Source organism: Samsonia erythrinae (assembly GCF_004342665.1).
GTDB lineage: Bacteria > Pseudomonadota > Gammaproteobacteria > Enterobacterales > Enterobacteriaceae > Samsonia > Samsonia erythrinae.
The window spans coordinates 137,259-157,328 of sequence record NZ_SMBY01000001.1 but is presented as its reverse complement, the minus strand read 5'-3'; the positions used below and the strand labels follow the sequence as shown (position 1 = coordinate 157,328).

General features: G+C 53.5%; 20 protein-coding genes. 7 read left to right on the top strand and 13 right to left on the bottom strand.

Annotated features, from left to right (window positions below):
- Window positions 1–6: 6 nt before the first annotated feature.
- The 9 genes from recC to rppH form a co-directional block, all read right to left on the bottom strand.
- On the bottom strand, window positions 7–3,405 hold the full coding sequence (gene recC, locus EDC54_RS00680; protein WP_132452266.1) for an exodeoxyribonuclease V subunit gamma: 3,399 nt from the start codon (window positions 3,403–3,405) through the stop codon (window positions 7–9).
- A 65-nt stretch (window positions 3,406–3,470) separates the two neighbouring features.
- Window positions 3,471–3,914, bottom strand: a complete 444-nt coding sequence (locus tag EDC54_RS00675) for a prepilin-type N-terminal cleavage/methylation domain-containing protein (RefSeq protein ID WP_132452264.1) — start codon at window positions 3,912–3,914, stop codon at window positions 3,471–3,473.
- The gene (locus EDC54_RS00670; protein WP_230514447.1) at window positions 3,904–4,356 is read right to left on the bottom strand and encodes a YgdB family protein; all 453 of its coding nucleotides are present in this window, start codon (window positions 4,354–4,356) and stop codon (window positions 3,904–3,906) included. The genes EDC54_RS00675 and EDC54_RS00670 overlap by 11 nt, the downstream gene beginning before the upstream one ends.
- On the bottom strand, window positions 4,353–4,949 hold the full coding sequence (locus tag EDC54_RS00665) for a prepilin peptidase-dependent protein (RefSeq protein ID WP_230514446.1): 597 nt from the start codon (window positions 4,947–4,949) through the stop codon (window positions 4,353–4,355). Before EDC54_RS00665 ends, EDC54_RS00670 begins: the two co-directional genes overlap by 4 nt.
- Window positions 4,943–5,446, bottom strand: coding sequence for a prepilin peptidase-dependent protein (locus EDC54_RS00660; protein ID WP_132452262.1), 504 nt, complete (start codon window positions 5,444–5,446; stop codon window positions 4,943–4,945). The genes EDC54_RS00665 and EDC54_RS00660 overlap by 7 nt, the downstream gene beginning before the upstream one ends.
- Before the next feature lie 241 nt (window positions 5,447–5,687).
- A complete protein-coding gene (gene thyA, locus EDC54_RS00655; protein WP_132452260.1) occupies window positions 5,688–6,482 on the bottom strand; it encodes a thymidylate synthase in 795 nt (264 codons plus the stop codon).
- A gap of 42 nt (window positions 6,483–6,524) precedes the next feature.
- A complete protein-coding gene (gene lgt, locus EDC54_RS00650; protein WP_132453578.1) occupies window positions 6,525–7,385 on the bottom strand; it encodes a prolipoprotein diacylglyceryl transferase in 861 nt (286 codons plus the stop codon).
- Window positions 7,386–7,606: 221 nt separating this feature from the next.
- On the bottom strand, window positions 7,607–9,853 hold the full coding sequence (gene ptsP / locus EDC54_RS00645; protein ID WP_132452258.1) for a phosphoenolpyruvate--protein phosphotransferase: 2,247 nt from the start codon (window positions 9,851–9,853) through the stop codon (window positions 7,607–7,609).
- Between the two features lie 12 nt (window positions 9,854–9,865).
- Window positions 9,866–10,399 carry an RNA pyrophosphohydrolase gene (rppH, locus tag EDC54_RS00640; RefSeq protein WP_132452256.1) on the bottom strand — a complete coding sequence of 178 codons (534 nt, stop codon included), beginning with the start codon at window positions 10,397–10,399 and terminating at the stop codon, window positions 9,866–9,868.
- A 693-nt stretch (window positions 10,400–11,092) separates the two neighbouring features.
- Here rppH and mutH point away from each other — a divergent pair.
- From mutH to EDC54_RS00615, 4 genes are all read left to right on the top strand, one after another.
- Window positions 11,093–11,788, top strand: a complete 696-nt coding sequence (gene mutH / locus EDC54_RS00635) for a DNA mismatch repair endonuclease MutH (RefSeq protein ID WP_132453576.1) — start codon at window positions 11,093–11,095, stop codon at window positions 11,786–11,788.
- Window positions 11,789–12,020: 232 nt separating this feature from the next.
- Window positions 12,021–12,737 (top strand): TerC family protein, encoded by a 717-nt coding sequence (locus EDC54_RS00630; RefSeq protein WP_132452254.1) that lies wholly within the window; start codon window positions 12,021–12,023, stop codon window positions 12,735–12,737.
- A 173-nt stretch (window positions 12,738–12,910) separates the two neighbouring features.
- Window positions 12,911–13,117, top strand: a complete 207-nt coding sequence (locus EDC54_RS00625) for a YgdI/YgdR family lipoprotein (protein ID WP_132452252.1) — start codon at window positions 12,911–12,913, stop codon at window positions 13,115–13,117.
- Window positions 13,118–13,322: 205 nt separating this feature from the next.
- Window positions 13,323–14,363, top strand: a complete 1,041-nt coding sequence (locus tag EDC54_RS00615) for an NADP(H)-dependent aldo-keto reductase (protein WP_132452250.1) — start codon at window positions 13,323–13,325, stop codon at window positions 14,361–14,363.
- A gap of 45 nt (window positions 14,364–14,408) precedes the next feature.
- Here EDC54_RS00615 and EDC54_RS00610 read toward each other — a convergent pair whose 3' ends face one another.
- From EDC54_RS00610 to trmB, 3 genes are all read right to left on the bottom strand, one after another.
- Window positions 14,409–15,122, bottom strand: coding sequence for a YggN family protein (locus tag EDC54_RS00610; RefSeq protein WP_132452248.1), 714 nt, complete (start codon window positions 15,120–15,122; stop codon window positions 14,409–14,411).
- Between the two features lie 81 nt (window positions 15,123–15,203).
- Window positions 15,204–15,548 carry a YggL family protein gene (locus EDC54_RS00605; RefSeq protein ID WP_132452246.1) on the bottom strand — a complete coding sequence of 115 codons (345 nt, stop codon included), beginning with the start codon at window positions 15,546–15,548 and terminating at the stop codon, window positions 15,204–15,206.
- Between the two features lies 1 nt (window position 15,549).
- Window positions 15,550–16,269 carry a tRNA (guanosine(46)-N7)-methyltransferase TrmB gene (gene trmB, locus EDC54_RS00600; RefSeq protein WP_132452244.1) on the bottom strand — a complete coding sequence of 240 codons (720 nt, stop codon included), beginning with the start codon at window positions 16,267–16,269 and terminating at the stop codon, window positions 15,550–15,552.
- A gap of 165 nt (window positions 16,270–16,434) precedes the next feature.
- On the opposite strand from trmB, the gene mutY reads away from it, so the two are divergent.
- Genes mutY through mltC form a run of 3 tightly spaced genes read left to right on the top strand, consistent with a single transcriptional unit; the run spans window position 16,435 to window position 18,936 of the window.
- A complete protein-coding gene (mutY, locus tag EDC54_RS00595) occupies window positions 16,435–17,541 on the top strand; it encodes an A/G-specific adenine glycosylase (RefSeq protein WP_132452242.1) in 1,107 nt (368 codons plus the stop codon).
- Window positions 17,538–17,810: an oxidative damage protection protein gene (locus EDC54_RS00590; protein ID WP_132452240.1), complete on the top strand. Its 273-nt coding sequence runs from the start codon at window positions 17,538–17,540 to the stop codon at window positions 17,808–17,810. Before mutY ends, EDC54_RS00590 begins: the two co-directional genes overlap by 4 nt.
- Before the next feature lie 52 nt (window positions 17,811–17,862).
- Window positions 17,863–18,936 carry a membrane-bound lytic murein transglycosylase MltC gene (gene mltC, locus EDC54_RS00585; protein WP_132452238.1) on the top strand — a complete coding sequence of 358 codons (1,074 nt, stop codon included), beginning with the start codon at window positions 17,863–17,865 and terminating at the stop codon, window positions 18,934–18,936.
- 101 nt (window positions 18,937–19,037) lie between these two features.
- Here mltC and EDC54_RS00580 read toward each other — a convergent pair whose 3' ends face one another.
- On the bottom strand, window positions 19,038–19,949 hold the full coding sequence (locus tag EDC54_RS00580) for a LysR family transcriptional regulator (protein ID WP_165904247.1): 912 nt from the start codon (window positions 19,947–19,949) through the stop codon (window positions 19,038–19,040).
- Between the last annotated feature and the right edge of the window lie 121 nt (window positions 19,950–20,070).

Sequence of the window (20,070 nt, the reverse complement as noted above, 5' to 3'; positions counted from 1 at the left end):
GGGCCGTCAGGCCAGATTAAAACGGAACGCCGGCAGTAACCAGACTTGCGCCGCCTCGATGATCTCACTCATCCTTTTTTCGTCCAACTCACGGACGATGCGTTGCAGGTAATAATCCTCACCTTCCCCCCGCACTTTCATGTTGCCCTGCCAGGCTTGCAACAAACGAGCGCGTGCCTTCGCCTGTGTCTCCTCATCCCAACGCAGACTATCGCTTTCACGATCGTAGCATTCAGCCAGCCAGGCGCCGCCTGCTTTATTTAGTAATAACAACGGCTCATTCATGCCCTGACGGTATCCGGCGAGCATCGCCATCAACCACTCTCTGGCCTGCTTTTCCGGCAACGGGGCAAAACGCCATGCGCTCTCCTCCCGACCGTACAGCCGGCTTTCCCCCTGTCCACCGATGGCGCAATACGCCAGATGTTCCAGCCACAGCGTAATGCCATCCTTCATCGAGAGCGTCCCCGGACGCCAGCGCAGTAGACCATCCGGCTGCACTTGATTAAGCCAACCCGTAACGCGCATGCCGTCAAGACGAAGATCGATCTCCCGGCTTTCCAATCGATCAGGCATGAGTTCATCACGCACCCGTGCCGCCAGCAACGTCATCTCTTGCCGCTGTTCCTGCCAGTAAATTTCGCCGAACGCGCCGTAGGGCAACTCCCCAGCCGCTTTGGCCCGACGATACAGTCTTTCCGTCTCCCCATCCTTAATCAAGGTATTCAGCAATTCACTGTTTAATTGATAGCGCCGCAGACTATCCACCACGAAAGGCTCTTCATCCAGCAGTTCGTCGCTTTGCAGCATAAAGCTCACGCCAAGCCGCAGTTGGAAAAAAGCCCGCACCGGGTGACGATAAAAACGTTTCAAGTTGTCCAGACTGACCTCGCTGTCGCCCGCTCTTTCAGGCAACGGCTCTCGATCAAAATCAGGCTGAGCGTTCCCCTTTCGGTGCGCCGCCGCCAGCCATTCCGTCGCAAAACTCAAGGGCTGCGGTTCCGGCAGAAAATTATTCGCATCAAAAGGCATCCGGCTGTGTTCACGGCAAAGATGCTTCATAACCCGTTCCGCGCTGCTATCGATATCCAGCTCTTCATCGCCCGGCAGAACATGGCTTTGCGCGATGTATTCCATGAGTTCATTCACCAGCACGGAGGGGTAGCGGGGCGTATTATCCTGAATCGAACGCCCTATATAGCTGATATAGAGTTTTTGCTGTGCCGACAGGAGCGCTTCAAGAAACAGATAACGGTCATCGTCACGTCGACTGCGATCGCCACGTTTGATTTTACGCCCCATCAAGTCAAACCCGAGCGGCGGCAGCGTGCGAGGATAAACCCCATCGTTCATGCCCAGCAGGCACACAACCTTAAACGGAATGGAACGCATCGGCATCAGCGTACAGAAATTGATGGCGCCCGCCAGGAAACGCTGGCTGAGCCGCTCCTGATCGAGACGCCGCGACAGCTCATCGCGTAAACGGGAGATCGACACCGGTTGCGGATAACGCGCCGCCATTCCCATGTCGATCACGTACTGCCACTGTTTTTCAACCAATGCCAACGCCGCTTCGGTATCGCGATCGGCATCAAAGAAGGCGTCAATCAATTCCCGACACAGCGGCTGCCACTCAGCAAGCTCGCGTGACTGCGATAACCGCTGACGCCATTGATGAATCTGCATCAGCAGCTCAGCCAGTTGACCAGCCAGTTCGGCAATCAGGCCGCTGGATTCATCATAGGGCAGCACCCCTTGCCAGTCGCCGGCCTGGCTGTCCATAGCATAACCCAGCAGCATTCTCGTCAAACCGAAACGCCACGTGTGCTGGCCCGTTGGCGGCAGCATAAAATCGCGCACGTTGTCGTCATCCAATCCCCAGCGTATGCCAGACTCCACCACCCACAATCGCAGGCGCCGCAGCCCCTCTTCCCGAATACCGAAACGGGCAGCCAGCGCGGGCACTTCCAGCAGCGCCAGAACCTGTTCCGCGGTGAAACGGCGGGTCGGCAAGTCCAGCAGGCTGAGCACCGCCTGCAACGCAGGATGGGCATGACGTGCGCGCTGATCGGAGATGGAAAAAGGCAGATAGCGTTCATCCGGCGCATTGCCAAACACCGCCTGAATAAACGGCATATAGCTGTCGATATCCGCCATCATCACGATGATATCGCGCGGCATCAGTTCAGGATTGTCCGCCATCATCACCAACAGCTGGTCATGAAGGACTTCGACTTCACGCTGCGGGCTATGGCAGGCATGAAAATCGATCGAACGATCGTCAGGCGACAACAGGCATTTTTGCGTGCTGGCGCACTGCGCCTCGTAGCTGACCGCAACCACCGCGCGGTCTTCCAGCTCAAGCATATCGCGCTGCAAGGTTTGCAATAAATTCTCGCCACCCGACTCAACAAACGCATCAACTTCCTGCACGTTGTCCAGTTCCGCCAGTAAATAAAGGTGGTCGCGTCCCAGTTTCCCCCAGGATGCCAGCAACGGGTTATTGAGTAATTGCTTCCCGTCGTCGTTGAATAACGTTTCGGCCCGTTGAGGATCGCGAAATAGCGCACGCGTTTCCTCAGGCTGCGTGCTGTCCCGGCGGTGTAAACGACGATTACGGGCTTTTAGCTTTGCCAGAAATTTATAGTCCTGAATGTCACTCCAGTAATGACGGCAAGGATTGGTGAACAGCAGATGCACATCAATGTGGCGCGCCAGTGCATTCAGCGCCTGTAAATAAATGGGGGGTAACGCCGAAATGCCACAGATGAACACGCGTGGCGGCAAGCCTTTCGGACAGCTTGTCGCCTGCGTCAACGCCGTAATAAAGCGCTGATACAAAATGGCATGATGCCATTCGGGCTGCGCCAGTTCACGCGTGTAATCCACAAGAGCGCGCCACAGCGACGCCTGCCAGCCTTGGTCGCCGCCGAGCTCGTCAACCAGCTTCCCCGCCTGCCATGCCTTGATCCACTCAGGACGATAAATCAAATATTGATCAAAAAGGTCCGCCACGCGTCCGGCAAGCTGATGCAACTTACGCTGGTCATCATCGTCTTCCAGATAGTGCTCAAGTGCTGAAAAATCAGGCTGCGCCAACAAATCCGGCAGCAGATGCACCAGTTTCCATGTCATGGCATCCTTGCTGAAAGCGCTTTCTTCTGGGATATCCGACAGCACGTGGCGACACATATTCCACAAAAAAACACCGGGCAACGGGAACTGGATATTCGCGGCGATACCAAACGCCCCGGCCAGTTCAATTTGCAGCCACTGCGCCATGCCAGGACTTTGCACCAAAATCACTTCCGGCTGGAAAGGATCTGTAAGCGGCTGCCGCTTCATCAGTTCAACCATCAGCATTTTTAAGACATCTAACTGATTGGAGTGATAGATTCTGAACATTGTTGCTCCTGTTCGCCGCAGCCTACGATGCTTAAAGACGGGGGATGAAATGAAACGAAACACATCTACTCAACGGCCGGTAACCGGCAAAACCAACGGTCTAGTGTAGCCTGATAGCGACGTGGCGTCATGACCCTTGCCACGACCTGACGGCATTCTCCCTTTTGTCGCCCCTCTGACACAGTGAACTGCCAGCGTTTCTCTAAAGACGGCACCGAATTCCCAAGCGTAGCACTGCCAGACATGCCGCCCTCTGACTTGCTCGTCGGGCCATGTGTGACGGACGGATGATACGCTATCCCCGCCTCGTAAGCGTCCAGCAGTTGCGAAGCAAGACGCCATGCCTGACGCTGCTGCCACTGATGCTGAAATGACTGTTGCAGGATCTGGTGATATTGCAGCAGCCCGTTCAGCGACACGGTAAACAGCAACGCCGCTGCCAGCGTCTCCGGCAGGCTGAAGCCTGATTGATTCGCGATAGACCTGCGGCGGGTGGCGCTACCTGCCATCACAACGCGCCGCCTCTTTATCAGGGCAAAAATCCAACCAGCCGTTTCCCAACGGCTGAAGGGCAATCTGACCCGACACCAGTGGCGAAAACGACACCCGTTGGTACAGCCTCAGCGGCCCGTCTGTTGTGGGAAGTTCCCCTTCCCCGCGAAGGATTCCCCGAACGCCGTCGGAGGCCGCGCGCAAACACACCACGAGTGGATCTGGCGATAGCCGCTGACATTGCCAGTGTTGCGTTAACGCACTCCAGCGCTGCCCCAGCCCCCGATTTAATGCGGACAAAGCCTGATTGAACGCGCTGAGATAAAGCCGTTCATCGTTCCCCAGCCGCATGGCGGCATCAAGCTGGCGCTGTAAACCGGATATCAACAGCAGCCCAATGATGGCGCTCAGCAGTACCATTGCCAGCGTAGCGCTACCCCTTTGCCCTCTTTTCCTCATTGATTAAGTCCCCGGATCAAACGGGTGACATGAAGCCCGACCTCTGGACGCTTTGCCCAATGCCCCGCCAGTTGCAATTCATACAGCGCCAGCGCGTTTTGCGCCGTCAATCGCTGTACCCGGAATGTCGTCAGTATGACCTCCTGCGGATCAAACCGCTTTTCCCATCTGTCGCCCCGACAGTTATGCGCTCCGCTTTGCATCTCCAGCGCCCGATCGCGCAGGCGATAGCCAAACGATTCGGCATCCTGTTGCTCCCCGCCATCCCATACGCCATTTCGGTTCAGGTCATAAGAGACATTGAGGCAACTGTTTTCGTGCTCTCCCGGATACTGCCCGATAGTGATCGCCTTTCCCTGACAGGATCCCGCGCAAAAACCTGCGCGCCGGATATCTTTCTCAATCCCCATGACGACCTGATTAAACAACTGCTCCAGACGAACAAGCTGCGCACTGTTCTGGCTTTGGCTGCGTAACAGAGGATATAGCTGCGCTACCGACAGCATAATCAGGCTACTCAAGCTCAGTGCCAGCAACATTTCCAGCAGGGTAAAGCCGCTTGGTTTACGCTCCGGCGTTGCATGACTCAACACAGCGGAATCGCCAGTACCGGTTGTGATTCGCTACACAGACGCATACGCCCCCTTACCGAGATAACCAGACGCAGTTGACCAGCGGAATTCGACAGCGAAAGATGCCCAGCCTGCGCGGTGTTACGTAAACCAAAAAACGTCAATGTCTTGCTGGTAAACGTGACTAACGCCACCGCTTGCGAGCGGCGAACAAACTGCCCCGGATCGTCTGACCGGCACCGTTCCTCTGACGGTTTATCATTGTGCACGAGCGTCATACACCACAGCGCGCCCTGTCGCAGGAGTTTTACCGTCCGGGCTTCGTTATGCCAGTAGGCATTCGCCTGAACCCGACTCAAAAAGTCCAGCAGTTGCTGCGCATTCTGTTCCAGACGGATGGCCTGCTGATACTGAATCCAGCCATGTAAGCCGCCGCCCGCCATCAGCGCCACGATCGTCAGCACCACTAATAATTCCAGCAAGGTAACCCCCCGCCATTGTCGATGTCCTGTTTTCATGGCATCAGGATAGTGCGTTTTATCAGCAAAGACAGCGCATTAACGGCATTCTACGCGGCGGCTCGCAGTGTTTTACTGCAACGATGCAACAGCAGAAAAACGTTGCGGAGAGGCATGAAAAGCCAGAAAAAAGCAGAACTCTACCGCCGATAAAAGCGGTAATCTCAAACGGAAAAATAGGGAAACATAGCGAAAGAACAACAGGGCCGTATGGCTCGGCCCTGAAATATGCGGGAAAGCGCTAGATGGCAACCGGCGCTTTGATGGCGGGATGGGGATCGTATCCCTCAATGTCGAAATCGTCGAAGCGGTAATCAAACAGCGTATCCGGACGGCGTTTGATGACCAGTTTCGGCAACGCTCGCGGTTCACGGCTCAATTGCAAATGCGTCTGCGCCATGTGGTTGTTGTACAGGTGCGTGTCGCCGCCAGTCCACACAAAATCGCCAACGTCCAGATCGCACTGCTGCGCGACCATGTGCACCAGCAGCGCATAGCTGGCGATGTTGAACGGTAAACCGAGGAACACGTCGCAGGAGCGCTGATAGAGCTGACAGGAGAGCTTACCATCCGCCACGTAGAACTGGAAAAAGGCGTGGCACGGCGCCAGCGCCATTTTATCCAGTTCGCCCACGTTCCAGGCGGAGACGATGATACGGCGAGAATCGGGATCCTGTTTCAACTGCGCCAGAACCGTCTTTAACTGGTCGATCTGCCGGCCATCTGCCGCCCCCCACGAACGCCACTGCTTACCATATATTGGCCCCAAATCGCCCTTTTCATCGGCCCACTCATCCCAAATACTTACCTTGTTTTCATGCAGATAAGCAACATTGGTATCGCCGTTCAGGAACCAGAGCAGTTCATGGATAATCGAACGCAGGTGACATTTTTTCGTGGTAACCAGCGGAAACCCGTCCTGCAAGTTGAAACGCATCTGATGACCGAAAATGGAACGCGTGCCCGTGCCGGTGCGATCGGCCTTCGGCGTGCCCTCTTCGAGCACTTTTTTCATCAGATCCAGATACTGTTTCATACTACCTCACCACAAAGATTAAAAAATGACGGCGAATCATGACTACGCCGGCTGACGGCGATAGGCCCAGACCATCATCAGGATACCGGCAATCACCATCGGCAGCGACAGAATTTGCCCCATGCTGAACAGGCCGCCTAACAACCCCAGTTGCGCATCGGGCTGACGGAAAAACTCGGAAATAATCCGGAACGTACCGTAACCGATAAGGAAAAGTCCCGATACGCTGCCCATCGGCCGAGGTTTACGAATAAAGAGATTCAGGATGATAAACAGCGCCACGCCTTCCAGCATCATTTGATACAGCTGGGACGGATGGCGCGGCAGCATACCGTACTGATTGAAAATCGCCTGCCACTGCGGATTGCTGACGGCCAGAACGCTATCTTCACCAGACGAACCGGGAAATAGCATGGCCCACGGCGTGTCCGTCGTCACCCGCCCCCACAGTTCGCCATTGATAAAGTTGCCCAAACGGCCTGCCCCGAGCCCAAAAGGAATTAAAGGGGCAATAAAATCAGCAACCTGGAAGAAATGGCGCTTGGTGCGTCGAGCGAACCACAGCATCACGCAGATGACCCCGATCAAACCGCCGTGGAACGACATACCGCCATCCCAGACTTTGAAAAGATAGAGCGGATTGTCAATAAATGATGGAAACGCATAAAACAGGACATACCCTAAACGTCCACCGACAAAAACCCCCAAGAATCCCATATACAGCAGGTTTTCTACTTCCTCCTTCGTCCACCCGCTCCCCGGTTTATTCGCCCGGCGTACCGCCAGCCACATGGCAAAGACAAAACCAACCAGATACATCAATCCATACCAATGCAGCGCTAGCGGACCAATTGAGAAAATCACGGGATCAAACTGAGGAAACGCCAGATAGCTTGTCGTCATCATTCACCACATCGTTTATTGTGTTACCCCGACTTCCGGGATCGTCATTGATAGGCAAAAGCAGGAAAATGCGTTCATTCCTGCATGCTGCGGTTGCGCATCATAACACACGCGCCCGCCGTTAAATATCAACGCTCCGTCACGCTGCTACGCGCGATTAAACATGGGGCCCATCAAACAAAGGCCGGGCACATTGCTCAACGGCGCCTTGACCAAGCTGGCTAGCGTCCACCACGAATCAAACCGCCGAGCCCGCGATCTTCCATGAAACGCGACGCCCGCTGTCGGACTTCCGTCGCGCTCGGCGCGCTCAGCAACGATTTCACCAGCGCCTGCGTCTCGGAGAGCGAAATCTGACGCAGCAGGTATTTGATCCGCGCCACGCTGCGTCCATTCATGCTGAGCGAGCGATATCCCAACCCGATCAGCAGCAGAGCGCCGAGCGCTTCCCCGGCCATTTCCCCGCACACGGAAAACGGGATGTGATACCGCTCGCACTCGACGGCGATCGTGTTTAACGCCAGCAACATCGCCGGGTGCAGACTGTCGTAAAGCGACGCCACATGAGCATTGTTACGATCCACCGCCAGCAGGTATTGCGTCAGGTCGTTAGTACCAACCGAGACAAAATCGATACGGGAAGCCAGATGTGGAAGTAGGAAAAGCATCGACGGAACCTCGATCATGATGCCAATCGGCGGTCTGGGCTGGGGAAAACCCAATTGCTCTTCCACCTCACCGGCCGCCTGATCGATCAAGCGTCGCGCGTCGCTGATTTCATCCAGGCTGCTGATCATCGGCAGAAGGATACTCAGATTGCCGATGTGCGCATTGGCACGCAGCATGGCGCGCACCTGAATCAGAAAGATTTCAGGCTGATCGAGCGTAATACGAATACCGCGCCAGCCAAGACAGGGATTCTCTTCACCGATCGGCAAATAGGGCAACGGCTTATCCGCCCCGATATCCAACGTGCGCAGCACCACGGGGCGAGAGGGATAAAGCTGCAACATGCTTTGGTATTGCGCCATCTGTTCATCTTCGGACGGAAAACCGCTTTGCAGCATAAAAGGGATTTCCGTGCGATACAGACCAACGCCATCAACCTGATCGATATAGTGTTTTTCATGATCGGCGCTGAGCCCCGTATTCAACATTACCTGAACACGTTCGCCGCTTTTCAGCATGGCCGGCTGCGCCATATCACCTTCGACCATCCGGGTCAGCGCACTCTCTTCCGTCAACAGGCGTTGATATTCCTGCACCAGCGCCGCTTCGGGATCGACCAGCAGTTCGCCGCGATAGCCGTCGATGACCAACAGACGCTGATGCAGCAGATCGGGCTGGATCTCCACACCGACCAACGTCGGAATGCCCATAGCGCGAACCAGGATCGCGGCATGCGAATTGGCCGCGCCGTCATACACCACAACGCCCGCCAGCCGCTCAGGCGGCAATTCCGCCAGTAGCGTGGCGGTTAATTCATCCGTAACGAGAATGAAGCGTTCAGGCCAGTGGCCCATGATTTGCGCGTTATCATCAAGGTGAAACAACAGCCGTTGTCCCAACGCCCGCAGGTCGCCGGCGCGCTCGCGTAAATAGGTGTCCTGCAAATTTGCAAACTGCGCCGCAAAACGTTCAATAACCTGTTTGACCGCCCATTCAGCGGTTTTACCCGCGGCCACTTCCTGAAACAGTTCGCCTTTGAGCCGCGCATCGTTCAGCAAATGCGAATACAGGTCGAAAATCGCCGCGCTCTCTTTCTGAGCGCTGGCGCTAAAACGTTTGCTAAATCGCCGGAACTCCGCCGTTGCGTCTTCCAGCGCCTGCGTTAAACGGGCGCGCTCGCGCTCGTGGTCCAAACTCGACGCGGGAAAAACCTGTTCCAGCGAGGGCTGAGTACAATCCCGCCAGCCGGGTGCAATCGCCACGCCGGGCGATGCCACCAGCGCGTTAAGGCGCGTCTGGCGATATTGGCCGAATAACGTTTTTATCTGCGAAAGAGAAAGAATGGCCGCCATCTGCGTGGCCAGCGTCACCATGAACGATTCTTCGTTTTTATTAAACTGACGAGGTTCACGCTGCTGTACCACCAGAACGCCAAGCAGATGGCGACGGTGAATAATGGGAACACCGAGAAAGGAGCGGAAATGCTGCTCTTTCACGGCGGGGATATATTTGAAACTGGGATGGGCGCGAGCATCGGCCAGATTGATGGGCTCGGCGCGTTGCCCTACCAGCCCGACAATGCCTTGCCCAAACGCCAGAGTCACCGAGCGCCCGCGCGGTTTTTTCAACCCGCGCGTCGCCATCAGGTAATAACATTGACGATCGTGATCGGCCAGATAAATGGAACAGACTTCCGTGTCCATTGCCTGACAGGTCTCATTGACCAGCATGTTCAGCGCATCATTGAGACGGGGCGTCGCCGCCACGTTTTCGACAATTTCTCGCAAGCGCGTGAGCATAATGTGCCTGAATTACCCTCTTTTTCGTCGGGAACCCGATGAGGTTGCCATCCGGGCCGCACTACTCTCCTGAAGCTGTATCACCGGGTTGATAAACTCCTTCATCACGCGACGGTACACATCTCGCTTAAAAGAGACGACCTGACGCACCGGATACCAGTAACTCACCCAGCGCCAACCATCAAACTCTGGCGTGCCGCTACTCTGCATATTGATATCCGACTCATTACACATTAACTGTAGCAAAAACCATTTCTGCTTTTGGCCGATACAGACCGGTTTTGTATCCCAACGCACCAAACGTTTTGGTAATTTATAGCGCAACCAGTTACGGGTAAATGCCAGTACACGGACATCCTTTTTTCTTAACCCGACTTCTTCAAACAGTTCGCGGTACATCGCCTGCTCGGCACTTTCACCGGGGTTAATCCCCCCTTGCGGAAACTGCCAGGAGTGCTGACCGTAGCGCCGGGCCCACATCACCTGCCCCTGCCGATTACAAATTACAATACCAACGTTTGGGCGGTAGCCATCATCATCGATCACCGGACTACCTCGATAAACATCAATGCAAAGATGACCTGATTGTTTCACACTCCCGTCAGGCGGTAAACCATTGCTTAGAAAGCATGTGATACGAATAAAACTAAGATAACCCACAGATAAAATCAAAGTTATAAACATGTGAAGATCATCATCGTCAGTTTATTCACTTTTTCTGTGGACATCTTTGTGCAGAACCCATGAAAAAGTGAGTAAAACTCATTTTCCATGACGAAACCCCTTCGCCGAAAAAACAAAAATAAATCTTAATATTCATAATAATAAATTACATCGCAACCTAAAAAACCTCCAGCCATTACCGAACAAACCGTATTCAACGTCAGCGTGGCGAAAGATCGCACTGTGCCGATTTTATCCACAGCGGATGGCTCAAAGTCAGGCAATAAATATGCAAAACCAGCAAGAACGGCCAGCGTCAAGGCTGTAAATAGAACCAGTAATCGATGTTGATGCAGGTTATCCAAGAAATCTGTGGATAACCTAGTGTAAAATCCTGTTCATTGTCGGTGGCTATACGTGCACAGTTTGCAAAAGCACATTCAGCGCTCAGCATGATGCTGGAAAAAAGTGCTAAGAATCATGCTATTATTGTTCCTCACCACAGCATCGCGGACTGTGCACAGGCATGCGTCGTCGGCTGTGTTTTTTTTGAGCGGAAAAATCGAGCGATATATGATGAATTCACCCTCGGTTCACACGGCTGCGCCGCAGAATGAGCAAGCCTTGCGAGAACGGGCCCAATCTCTCGCGGGCTATAATCTCGCAGAGTTGGCGGAGATCGCTGGCCTGCCGCTTCCTGCCGACCTGAAACGCGATAAGGGTTGGATCGGCGTCTTGCTGGAGCGTTTTCTGGGCGCAAGCGCCGGCAGTAAGCCTGAGCAGGACTTCCCTGATCTTGGCATTGAGTTAAAAACCATCCCTATTGATGAACAAGGTAAACCGCTGGAGACAACCTTTGTCTGCGTCGCGCCATTAACGGGCAACAGCGGGGTAACGTGGGAAAGCAGCCACGTTCGACACAAGCTCGCCCGGGTCCTGTGGATTCCGGTTGAAGGTTCGCGCCATATTCCCCTTGGGGAACGCCGTATCGGCACACCGCTGATCTGGAGCCCCAGTGAAGAAGAAGAGGAACAGCTGCGCCGTGACTGGGAAGAACTAATGGACCTGATCGTGCTTGGTCAGGTAGAAAGCATCACCGCCCGACACGGCGAAGTGCTACAATTACGTCCCAAGGCGGCAAATAGCCGGGCATTGACGGAAGCGATCGGGGAATTTGGTCAACCGATTCTGACTTTGCCGCGCGGGTTCTATCTGAAAAAGACGTTCACCGCGCCGCTATTGGCTCGCCACTTCATGCAGCCCGGCGGTTAAGTGTTATTAACATCACGCAACACCGTACATTCGCCTGTATGCCGCCGTCACGGGGCAAGGAAAGATGATCCGGGGTATGGGGTGACGCCGCGCCGGCACATAAGGGATGTCGGCACACAGGACGTAGTGGAATATGAGGTGCATACCGCCTGCCATCATACTTTCACTTGCCTACGCACCAAGCTGGCAGCGTATAATATCGTTTACTTTTCGTTTAAGGTGTATTGATATAATGTTTGATTGGATTGTTGATCCGAACGCATGGTTGGCATTGGGAACGCTGACTATCCTGGAAATCGTTCTTGGTATCGATAACATTATCTTCCTGTCTCTGGTTGTCGCCAAACTGCCTAAAGCCCAGCAAAACAAAGCTCGACGTATCGGGCTGATGGGGGCGATGTTAATGCGTCTGGGGCTGCTGGCTTCCATCGCCTGGGTCATGCGTCTGACCAACCCGCTGTTTACCGTGCTAGACAATGAAATATCCACGCGCGATCTGATCCTGTTCTTTGGGGGATTGTTCCTGATCTGGAAATCGAGTAAGGAAATTCATGAAACGGTCGAAGGCGGCTCAGCAGAACATGCTTCCAAGGTACACTCCTTTTTTGGCGCCATTGTGCAGATCATGCTGCTGGACATTATCTTCAGCCTGGATTCCGTGATCACCGCCGTCGGCCTGTCTGATCATCTCTTTATTATGATGGCCGCCGTCGTCATCGCCGTGGGTGTGATGATGTTCTCCGCCCGCCCTATCGGCGAGTTTGTCGAACGCCATCCTTCCGTTAAAATGCTGGCGTTGTCATTCCTGATCCTTGTCGGCTTCACGTTGATTCTGGAAAGCTTCGACATTCACGTACCGAAAGGCTACATCTACTTCGCGATGTTCTTCTCGATGTCCGTTGAGGCATTGAACCTGCTTCGCAACAAAAAAGATCGCACAACGCACTGATTGCCGCATGGCGCTGACTTTCACGATAAATACGTTATCCGGGCGGTAATTTTCCGCCCGGTTACATAAAACTAACTTCCTCAAAACGCATTTTTTCCATAATTCCTACGTTATCTCCCACGGCGATTTGCTAGACTCATTGAAGTTATCGCATTTATTAACGGGTTAATACAATGAAAATAGCAGTCACCCTGGCGTTACTCTTTACCCTCGTCGGCTGTTCGAGTAACTATGTAATGGCGACAAAGGAAGGGCAAATGCTCCTGACGCAGGGTAAGCCGGAGTTGGATAAAAAAACCGGTCTCCTCAGCTATACCGATGAACAGGGAAATCAGAGGCAAATCAACAGCGATCGGATTTCCCAGATCATAAAGCGCTAAGCTGTCGCCAGCCCGAAACACGCCCCCAATCGGGCTGCGCTCACCAGAATAATCTGAAAAGGATAACAGAAGAGACTTCCCCACTCGCTGCGGCTTCGTTATAGTCGAATTCAGGCGTGTTTTCCCAAAGTCATTGGAATCGCAGTCAATCACGCGCAGATGACGGGAGCTTCGCCTGCTATTTTCAGACATAAGGAAGCTGGCAATGCAATATCACCGTATTCCCCATAGTTCTTTAGAAGTGAGCGTGCTGGGTCTTGGTACGATGACCTTTGGCGAACAAAACAGCGAAGCAGACGCGCACGCCCAGTTGGATCATGCCATTGCCGCAGGTGTTAACCTGATTGACACAGCAGAAATGTACGCCGTTCCTCCTCGCCCGGAAACCCAAGGGCTAACCGAGAGCTATATCGGATCCTGGCTAAAGTCTCGCGGCGGACGTGAAAAGCTGATTGTGGCCAGTAAAGTCTCCGGCCCTGTACGCGGTAACGACCATAGCATTCGTCCACAGCAGGCGCTGGACAGAAAAAACATCCGCGCAGCGCTGGATGCCAGCCTGCAACGCCTGAATACCGACTACATTGACCTGTACCAACTGCACTGGCCGCAGCGTCAGACCAACTGTTTTGGCAAGCTGAATTATCAGTATACCGATGACAAACCGGTAGTGACGCTGCTGGAAACGCTGGAGGCGCTGAATGAACAGGTACGCGCGGGTAAAATCCGCTATGTCGGCGTTTCCAATGAAACCCCGTGGGGCGTGATGCGCTATCTGCATCTGGCGGAAAAACACGACCTGCCGCGCATCGTGTCGATCCAGAACCCTTACAGCCTGCTCAACCGCAGTTTTGAAGTCGGTTTGGCGGAAATCAGCCAGCATGAAGGCGTGGAACTACTCGCCTATTCGTCACTGGCGTTCGGGACGCTGACCGGCAAATACCTGAATGGCGCAAAACCCGCTAACGCGCGCAACACCTTATTTAGCCGCTTCACCCGCTATACCGGCCCGCAGGCTGAGGCTGCGATTGCCGAATACGTCGCGCTGGCGCAAAAGCACGGTCTGAACCCGGCGCAAATGGCATTGGCGTTTGTGCGCCAGCAACCGTTTGTCGCCAGTACGCTGCTGGGCGCGACCACGCTCGAACAGTTGCAAATCAACCTCGACAGCCAGAACCTGACGCTGGACGGCGAGATCCTTGATGAGCTGGAAGCCATCCACCGTCGTTTTACGTTCCCTGCGCCGTAAACGTAAAAACCGGGTATTGCGCCCGGTTTTTCCTGCATCTTTGGGTTATTTCAACGACTGCACCAGACTTTTGCGCTGGTTTTCCAGCGACATCGCGCGGCTGCACACATCGTTGCCAAAACGCTGGAACGCCAGTTCCTGATTATTCCATTCGGCCTGAATCGCTTTCTGTAACCCGCCGAGGTTGCCCATCATCGCCTGTAGCGGATTGCCGCCGCTGGACATCTGTTTTACCCCCATCTCATTCAGACTGTCCTGCAAAACGCCGCCCATGCTTTGCTGCACGATTTGTCTGCCGTCTTGTTCAACCTGCTTAATAGCCTGATGATGGAAGGTCAAACCATCGCTGCGATGCTCGATAATGCGGTTCATTTGCTGCTTGAGCTGTTTATCCAGCGTGGTCAGACGATTACGCACGTTACTGTCGCTACCGAGTTCCTGCACGATCACTTTATCCAGTGCGATGCGTGCCTTTTCAAGATGCGCCTGCGCCCCTTGCTCGATCCACGGCAGTTGCTGGCGTAAATCCGCCTGATAGGCTTTGGATTTCTCACGTTGTTCTGCGTTGAGGGTCAGAGGCGAGCCATTGCGGACGATGTCGCCCTGTGGAGAGATCCGTAAATTGCCGCTGGCCCCCACAACCTGTACATATTGCGGGCTGATAATGATATCGTCCTGCGGATTAACGTCACATTGATAGGCCGCCTGCGCTTGCCAGGACAGCAGCATCAACAGACCCAGGGTCATTTTACGCGACATATTTTCTCCTGAAGAAAATAACAGCAGTGGCGGGAGAGAGGCGATCCGCCTCCCCGGAGGCGGATGATGCTTGAACCAGAATTACAACAGGTTTTCCGGCAGATCCCACCAGATGTCGAACAAATCGCTGACTTTCACATCCGTCAGTTTCTGCTCTTCCAGCCAGCGGCTGACCAGTTGGCGATGCTCTTCGGTGCAGTGACCGATTTTTTGCAGACAGATCAGACCTTCCCAGTGCAGATAGCCGCTGCCTTCAAACGCCAGCCCCTGAGGCTCAATCACCTCATCGACGAATTTATCCATCAACCGATCGATATCTTCCACGCTGGTGCCTTCCGGGAAGCGGAAGCTGACCGAAAAGCCTAACTCCTGAAACTCATCAATGTGCAGTTTTTTACGTAAACGACGGCTACGAGCTTGTGCCATTTTATTTTGTCCTCTCAAACATCAGATCCCACACGCCATGCCCTAAACGCTGGCCGCGCGCTTCAAATTTCGTCAGCGGACGAGAAGCCGGCCGCTCAACATAATCATTGCTCTCAGAAAGATTGCGATATCCGTCGATGGATGTCATCACTTCGAGCATGTGTTGCGCATAAGGTTCCCAGTCCGTTGCCATATGGAACACGCCGCCAACCTTCAGTTTACGCTGTACCAGTTCAACGAAAGGCGTTTGCACAATGCGGCGTTTATTGTGACGGGCCTTGTGCCACGGGTCAGGAAAGAAGAGTTGAACCATGGACAGCGAACCATCCGGGATCATCATTTCCAGCACTTCAACGGCGTCGTGACACATCACCCGCAAGTTGCTGATGTCTCTTTCCCGCGCGGAGGCCAAACATGCCCCGACGCCCGGCAGGTGAACCTCAATACCAAGGAAATTCTGTTCAGGGTGCTGCTCCGCCATAGTGACCAGCGATGCGCCCATACCAAACCCAATCTCCAGCACGACCGGCGCGTCACGACCAAACAGCGTATTAAAATCTACCGCTTCAGTCCGATACTCTACGCCCATCACCGGCCAATAGTTATCCAGCGCCTGCTGCTGCCCGTTCGTCAAACGCCCCTGACGTCGGACAAAACTGCGGATACGACGCATCGGGCGCCCGTTTTCATCAAACTCCGGTGAAATGACGTTGTTAATCATAAAAAGTGCTTACTTGCTGTCCGATTTCGTTAAGGAAACGCGCATTATGCAAGGATACCGTGGTTTAGCAAGCCCACCGCCTCGGAAAGTTCCGGTTTACAGCACATTCACTCTGTGCTGGAATCGCTGTCAAACTTTTTACCTGTCGGATAGTGACCCCATTTTATGATGCAAGCGCAACAGTTCGCCCATCAGGTGCTGGACTGGTATCACCGCTATGGCCGCAAAACGCTGCCGTGGCAGCTTGAGAAAACACCCTATAAAGTATGGCTATCCGAAGTGATGTTGCAACAAACGCAGGTCGCCACGGTTATTCCCTATTTCCAACGCTTTATGGAACGTTTTCCAAACGTGAGCGCGCTGGCGGCAGCGCCGCTGGACGAAGTGCTCCACTTATGGACCGGGCTGGGTTACTACGCCCGAGCGCGCAACCTGCATAAGGCCGCCCAAACCATCGTCTCCCGGCACGGCGGCGAATTCCCCACCACGTTTGATGAAGTCGCGGCGCTACCGGGCGTCGGGCGCTCTACCGCCGGCGCGGTGCTGTCGCTCTCTCTCGGCCAGCATTACGCGATTCTCGACGGCAACGTGAAGCGCGTACTGGCACGCTGCTACGCCGTTGACGGCTGGCCGGGCAAAAAAGAGGTCGAAAAGCAACTGTGGGCGCGGAGTGAAGCCGTCACGCCGGCCGAGGGCGTCAGCCAGTTTAATCAGGCGATGATGGATCTCGGCGCGATGGTCTGTACTCGCAGCCGGCCCAAGTGCGAGCTGTGCCCGCTGAACACGGGCTGCATTGCCTACGCCAACCACAGTTGGGCAAAATACCCCGGCAAGAAACCGAAGCAGACGCTACCGGAGAAAACCGGCTGGTTCCTGCTGATGCAACAAGGTTCGCAGGTCTGGCTGCAACAGCGTCCCGCCGCAGGTCTGTGGGGCGGGTTATTTTGCTTCCCGCAGTTCAGCGAGCGTCGGGAATTGGAACTCTGGCTGAGACAACGTGGTCTGAATCCTGATGGATTGCAACAGCTTGTCGCGTTCCGCCACACTTTCAGCCATTTCCATCTGGATATCGTACCGCTTTGGCTCGACGTATCGCAGTTGGATCGCTCACAACACCGGTCCTGCATGGAGGATGACGCGGGTCTCTGGTATAACTTAGCGCAGCCGCCGTCTGTCGGATTAGCCACCCCGGTAGAACGTCTGCTGAGGGAAATGGCCCACCCACAGCCGCCACGTTTGAATACCTGCGCAATTGATGAGGAAGAAGCATGAGCAGAACGATTTTTTGTACTTTTTTACAACGCGACGCCGAAGGTCAGGATTTCCAGCTCTATCCCGGCGAGCTGGGTAAGCGCATCTATAACGAGATATCTAAAGAAGCCTGGGCGCAGTGGCAAACGAAACAAACCATGCTGATCAATGAAAAAAAACTCAGCATGATGAACGTCGACGATCGTAAGATGCTGGAACAGGAAATGATCAAATTCCTGTTTGAGGGGAAGGACGTACATATCGATGGCTATACGCCTCCGAGTCACTGAAATTGCAGGCTTCCGGGCCTGCTGACGTTCCTATTCCGACACGGCTTGTGATATGAAGAAAATGTTAGCTCTGCTGGTGATCGCACCGCTACTGGTTTCCTGTTCGGGAAACAAAGGTAATGCCAATAACGAAGAATTCATCAAAGATACCAACGCGTTCGATATTTTGATGGGGCAGTTTGCCAACAACATCGAGAATATCTGGGGTATTAATGAGGTGTTGATCGCGGGTCCGAAAGACTACGTCAAATACACCGATGGCTATCAGACTCGTAGCCACATCAACTTTGATGACGGCACCATCACGATAGAAACCATTTCTGCGACCAATTCCGTCGCCAGTCTGCGCCAGGCGATCATCACGACGCTGTTGATGGGCGATGACGCCAGTAACACCGACCTGTATTCCGACGCGAACGATATCCAGATCAGCCGTGAACCGTTGCTGTATGGACAGGTGTTGGATAACACCGGACAGCCGATCCGCTGGGAAGGACGCGCCGCCAGCTTCGCGGATTACCTGCTCCAGAACCGTTTGCAACAGCGGACTTCCGGCCTGCATGTTATCTGGTCAGTCACGATCCAGCTCGTTCCCAACCATCTGGATAAACGTGCGCATAAATACCTGCCGCTGGTACGAAAAGCCTCTGAACGTTACGGTATAGAAGAATCGCTAATTCTGGCGATTATGCAGACAGAATCCAGCTTCAACCCCTATGCAGTCAGCCGCTCCGATGCGCTCGGTCTGATGCAGGTGGTCCAGCACAGCGCCGGACGCGATGTCTTCAAAATGAAAGGCAAATGGGGACAGCCGAGTCGCAGCTATCTGTTCGATCCGGAAAAGAATATCGATGCCGGTACGGCGTATCTGTCGATTCTGAAAAATAGCTATCTGGCGGGTATTAAAAACCCGACATCACAGCGTTATGCCGTCATTACCGCTTACAACGGCGGCGCAAGCAGCGTGTTACGCGTTTTCTCCAGCGACAAAGAGCGGGCGGTGCGCCTGATCAATAATATGTCACCAGGCGATGTTTATCAGACGCTGACGACGAAACACCCGTCGGGCGAATCTCGCCGCTACCTGTACAAAGTCAACACGGCGCAGAAGAATTACCGTCGCTGACTGGCATCCCCCGCGCAAGCGGGGGATGTCCTCAGAGGCATGACGACATAAAAAACATTAGCGCAGTGTTCATGCTTTCTATTGTCAGAACACTCACCACGCTAGGTAATATACGCGATATCTTCCCGATCCTCGGATGCAATATGGCTTTTCAAATAGCGCCCGAACTCAGACAGCGAATGCTTTTTATAATTTTCATTGTGCCAAACAAAATAATAACTGCGGCCAGAAAACACGGCCTTTTGTATCGGAATGACTAACATATTATTTTGCAGCTCGGCTGCCACCATATTCATATCAACGATAGCCGTACCTATCCCTTGTACGGCGGCATTAATCGTGCGTTCTATTGAGTCAAACATCCAGGGCCGAACCGACTTTGACTGAAATTTTTCTCCCGATTTATTACACCAGATATTGATATAGTCGGGGGTAAGCGCGGAACATAACCAACAATCCTGCCAACGGACCTTTTTCTGGCGTTCATCTAATAGTGACGGCGCACAGACGGGGACTAACCATTCGTCCACCAATCGGGTCACCTCCCAGTGAATTGGAAACAGGCCGTCACCATATTGAATGGCCCCGTCACAGTTATCTTTCTCGAAATCGACAAACATGAGCATGTTTTCCGCCATATCAAGATGACACGTAATATCGTTAACCGATGCATGAAAATCTTTTAATACAGGAATAAGCCAACGAAGGGAGAAAAGATAAGGAGAGGTGATATATAAAATAAAATCCTGATGTGAAAACCGTTTACAAGCCATTGAAAGGGCGCCAAACACCGGTTCCAGATCTCTGGCAAACGCTTCACCTTCAGGCGTTAGCATTATCCGTGGACCATTACGATAAAATAATTTTACGCCAAAAAAATTCTCAAGCGTTTTTATATGCTTACTAATGGAACTTTGTGTAATTGACAAATCTTCGGCCGCTAATGTATAAGATTTATATCTTGCCGCTGATTCAAACGCTCTCAATGCATAAAGTGGGGGAAGCGTACTCATAATTTGTCCATCCATATAGACCATAAATAATATTATAAGCAATACCATTCAATTAATCTTCATCATGATAATAATTTCAAAAAAATCCAAATCCCTCTCCAACTTCCTCGCAATACTAACA

Excerpts from the sequence above, each read along its gene's own strand:
- recC (WP_132452266.1), bottom strand. The coding sequence starts at position 3,405 with ATGTTCAGAATCTATCACTCCAATCAGTTAGATGTCTTAAAAATGCTG.
- EDC54_RS00675 (WP_132452264.1), bottom strand. The coding sequence starts at position 3,914 with ATGGCAGGTAGCGCCACCCGCCGCAGGTCTATCGCGAATCAATCAGGC.
- EDC54_RS00670 (WP_230514447.1), bottom strand. The coding sequence starts at position 4,356 with ATGAGGAAAAGAGGGCAAAGGGGTAGCGCTACGCTGGCAATGGTACTG.
- EDC54_RS00660 (WP_132452262.1), bottom strand. The coding sequence starts at position 5,446 with ATGAAAACAGGACATCGACAATGGCGGGGGGTTACCTTGCTGGAATTA.
- thyA (WP_132452260.1), bottom strand. The coding sequence starts at position 6,482 with ATGAAACAGTATCTGGATCTGATGAAAAAAGTGCTCGAAGAGGGCACG.
- lgt (WP_132453578.1), bottom strand. The coding sequence starts at position 7,385 with ATGACGACAAGCTATCTGGCGTTTCCTCAGTTTGATCCCGTGATTTTC.
- ptsP (WP_132452258.1), bottom strand. The coding sequence starts at position 9,853 with ATGCTCACGCGCTTGCGAGAAATTGTCGAAAACGTGGCGGCGACGCCC.
- mutH (WP_132453576.1), top strand. The coding sequence starts at position 11,093 with ATGAATTCACCCTCGGTTCACACGGCTGCGCCGCAGAATGAGCAAGCC.
- EDC54_RS00630 (WP_132452254.1), top strand. The coding sequence starts at position 12,021 with ATGTTTGATTGGATTGTTGATCCGAACGCATGGTTGGCATTGGGAACG.
- EDC54_RS00625 (WP_132452252.1), top strand. The coding sequence starts at position 12,911 with ATGAAAATAGCAGTCACCCTGGCGTTACTCTTTACCCTCGTCGGCTGT.
- EDC54_RS00615 (WP_132452250.1), top strand. The coding sequence starts at position 13,323 with ATGCAATATCACCGTATTCCCCATAGTTCTTTAGAAGTGAGCGTGCTG.
- EDC54_RS00610 (WP_132452248.1), bottom strand. The coding sequence starts at position 15,122 with ATGTCGCGTAAAATGACCCTGGGTCTGTTGATGCTGCTGTCCTGGCAA.
- EDC54_RS00605 (WP_132452246.1), bottom strand. The coding sequence starts at position 15,548 with ATGGCACAAGCTCGTAGCCGTCGTTTACGTAAAAAACTGCACATTGAT.
- trmB (WP_132452244.1), bottom strand. The coding sequence starts at position 16,269 with ATGATTAACAACGTCATTTCACCGGAGTTTGATGAAAACGGGCGCCCG.
- mutY (WP_132452242.1), top strand. The coding sequence starts at position 16,435 with ATGATGCAAGCGCAACAGTTCGCCCATCAGGTGCTGGACTGGTATCAC.
- EDC54_RS00590 (WP_132452240.1), top strand. The coding sequence starts at position 17,538 with ATGAGCAGAACGATTTTTTGTACTTTTTTACAACGCGACGCCGAAGGT.
- mltC (WP_132452238.1), top strand. The coding sequence starts at position 17,863 with ATGAAGAAAATGTTAGCTCTGCTGGTGATCGCACCGCTACTGGTTTCC.
- EDC54_RS00580 (WP_165904247.1), bottom strand. The coding sequence starts at position 19,949 with ATGAGTACGCTTCCCCCACTTTATGCATTGAGAGCGTTTGAATCAGCG.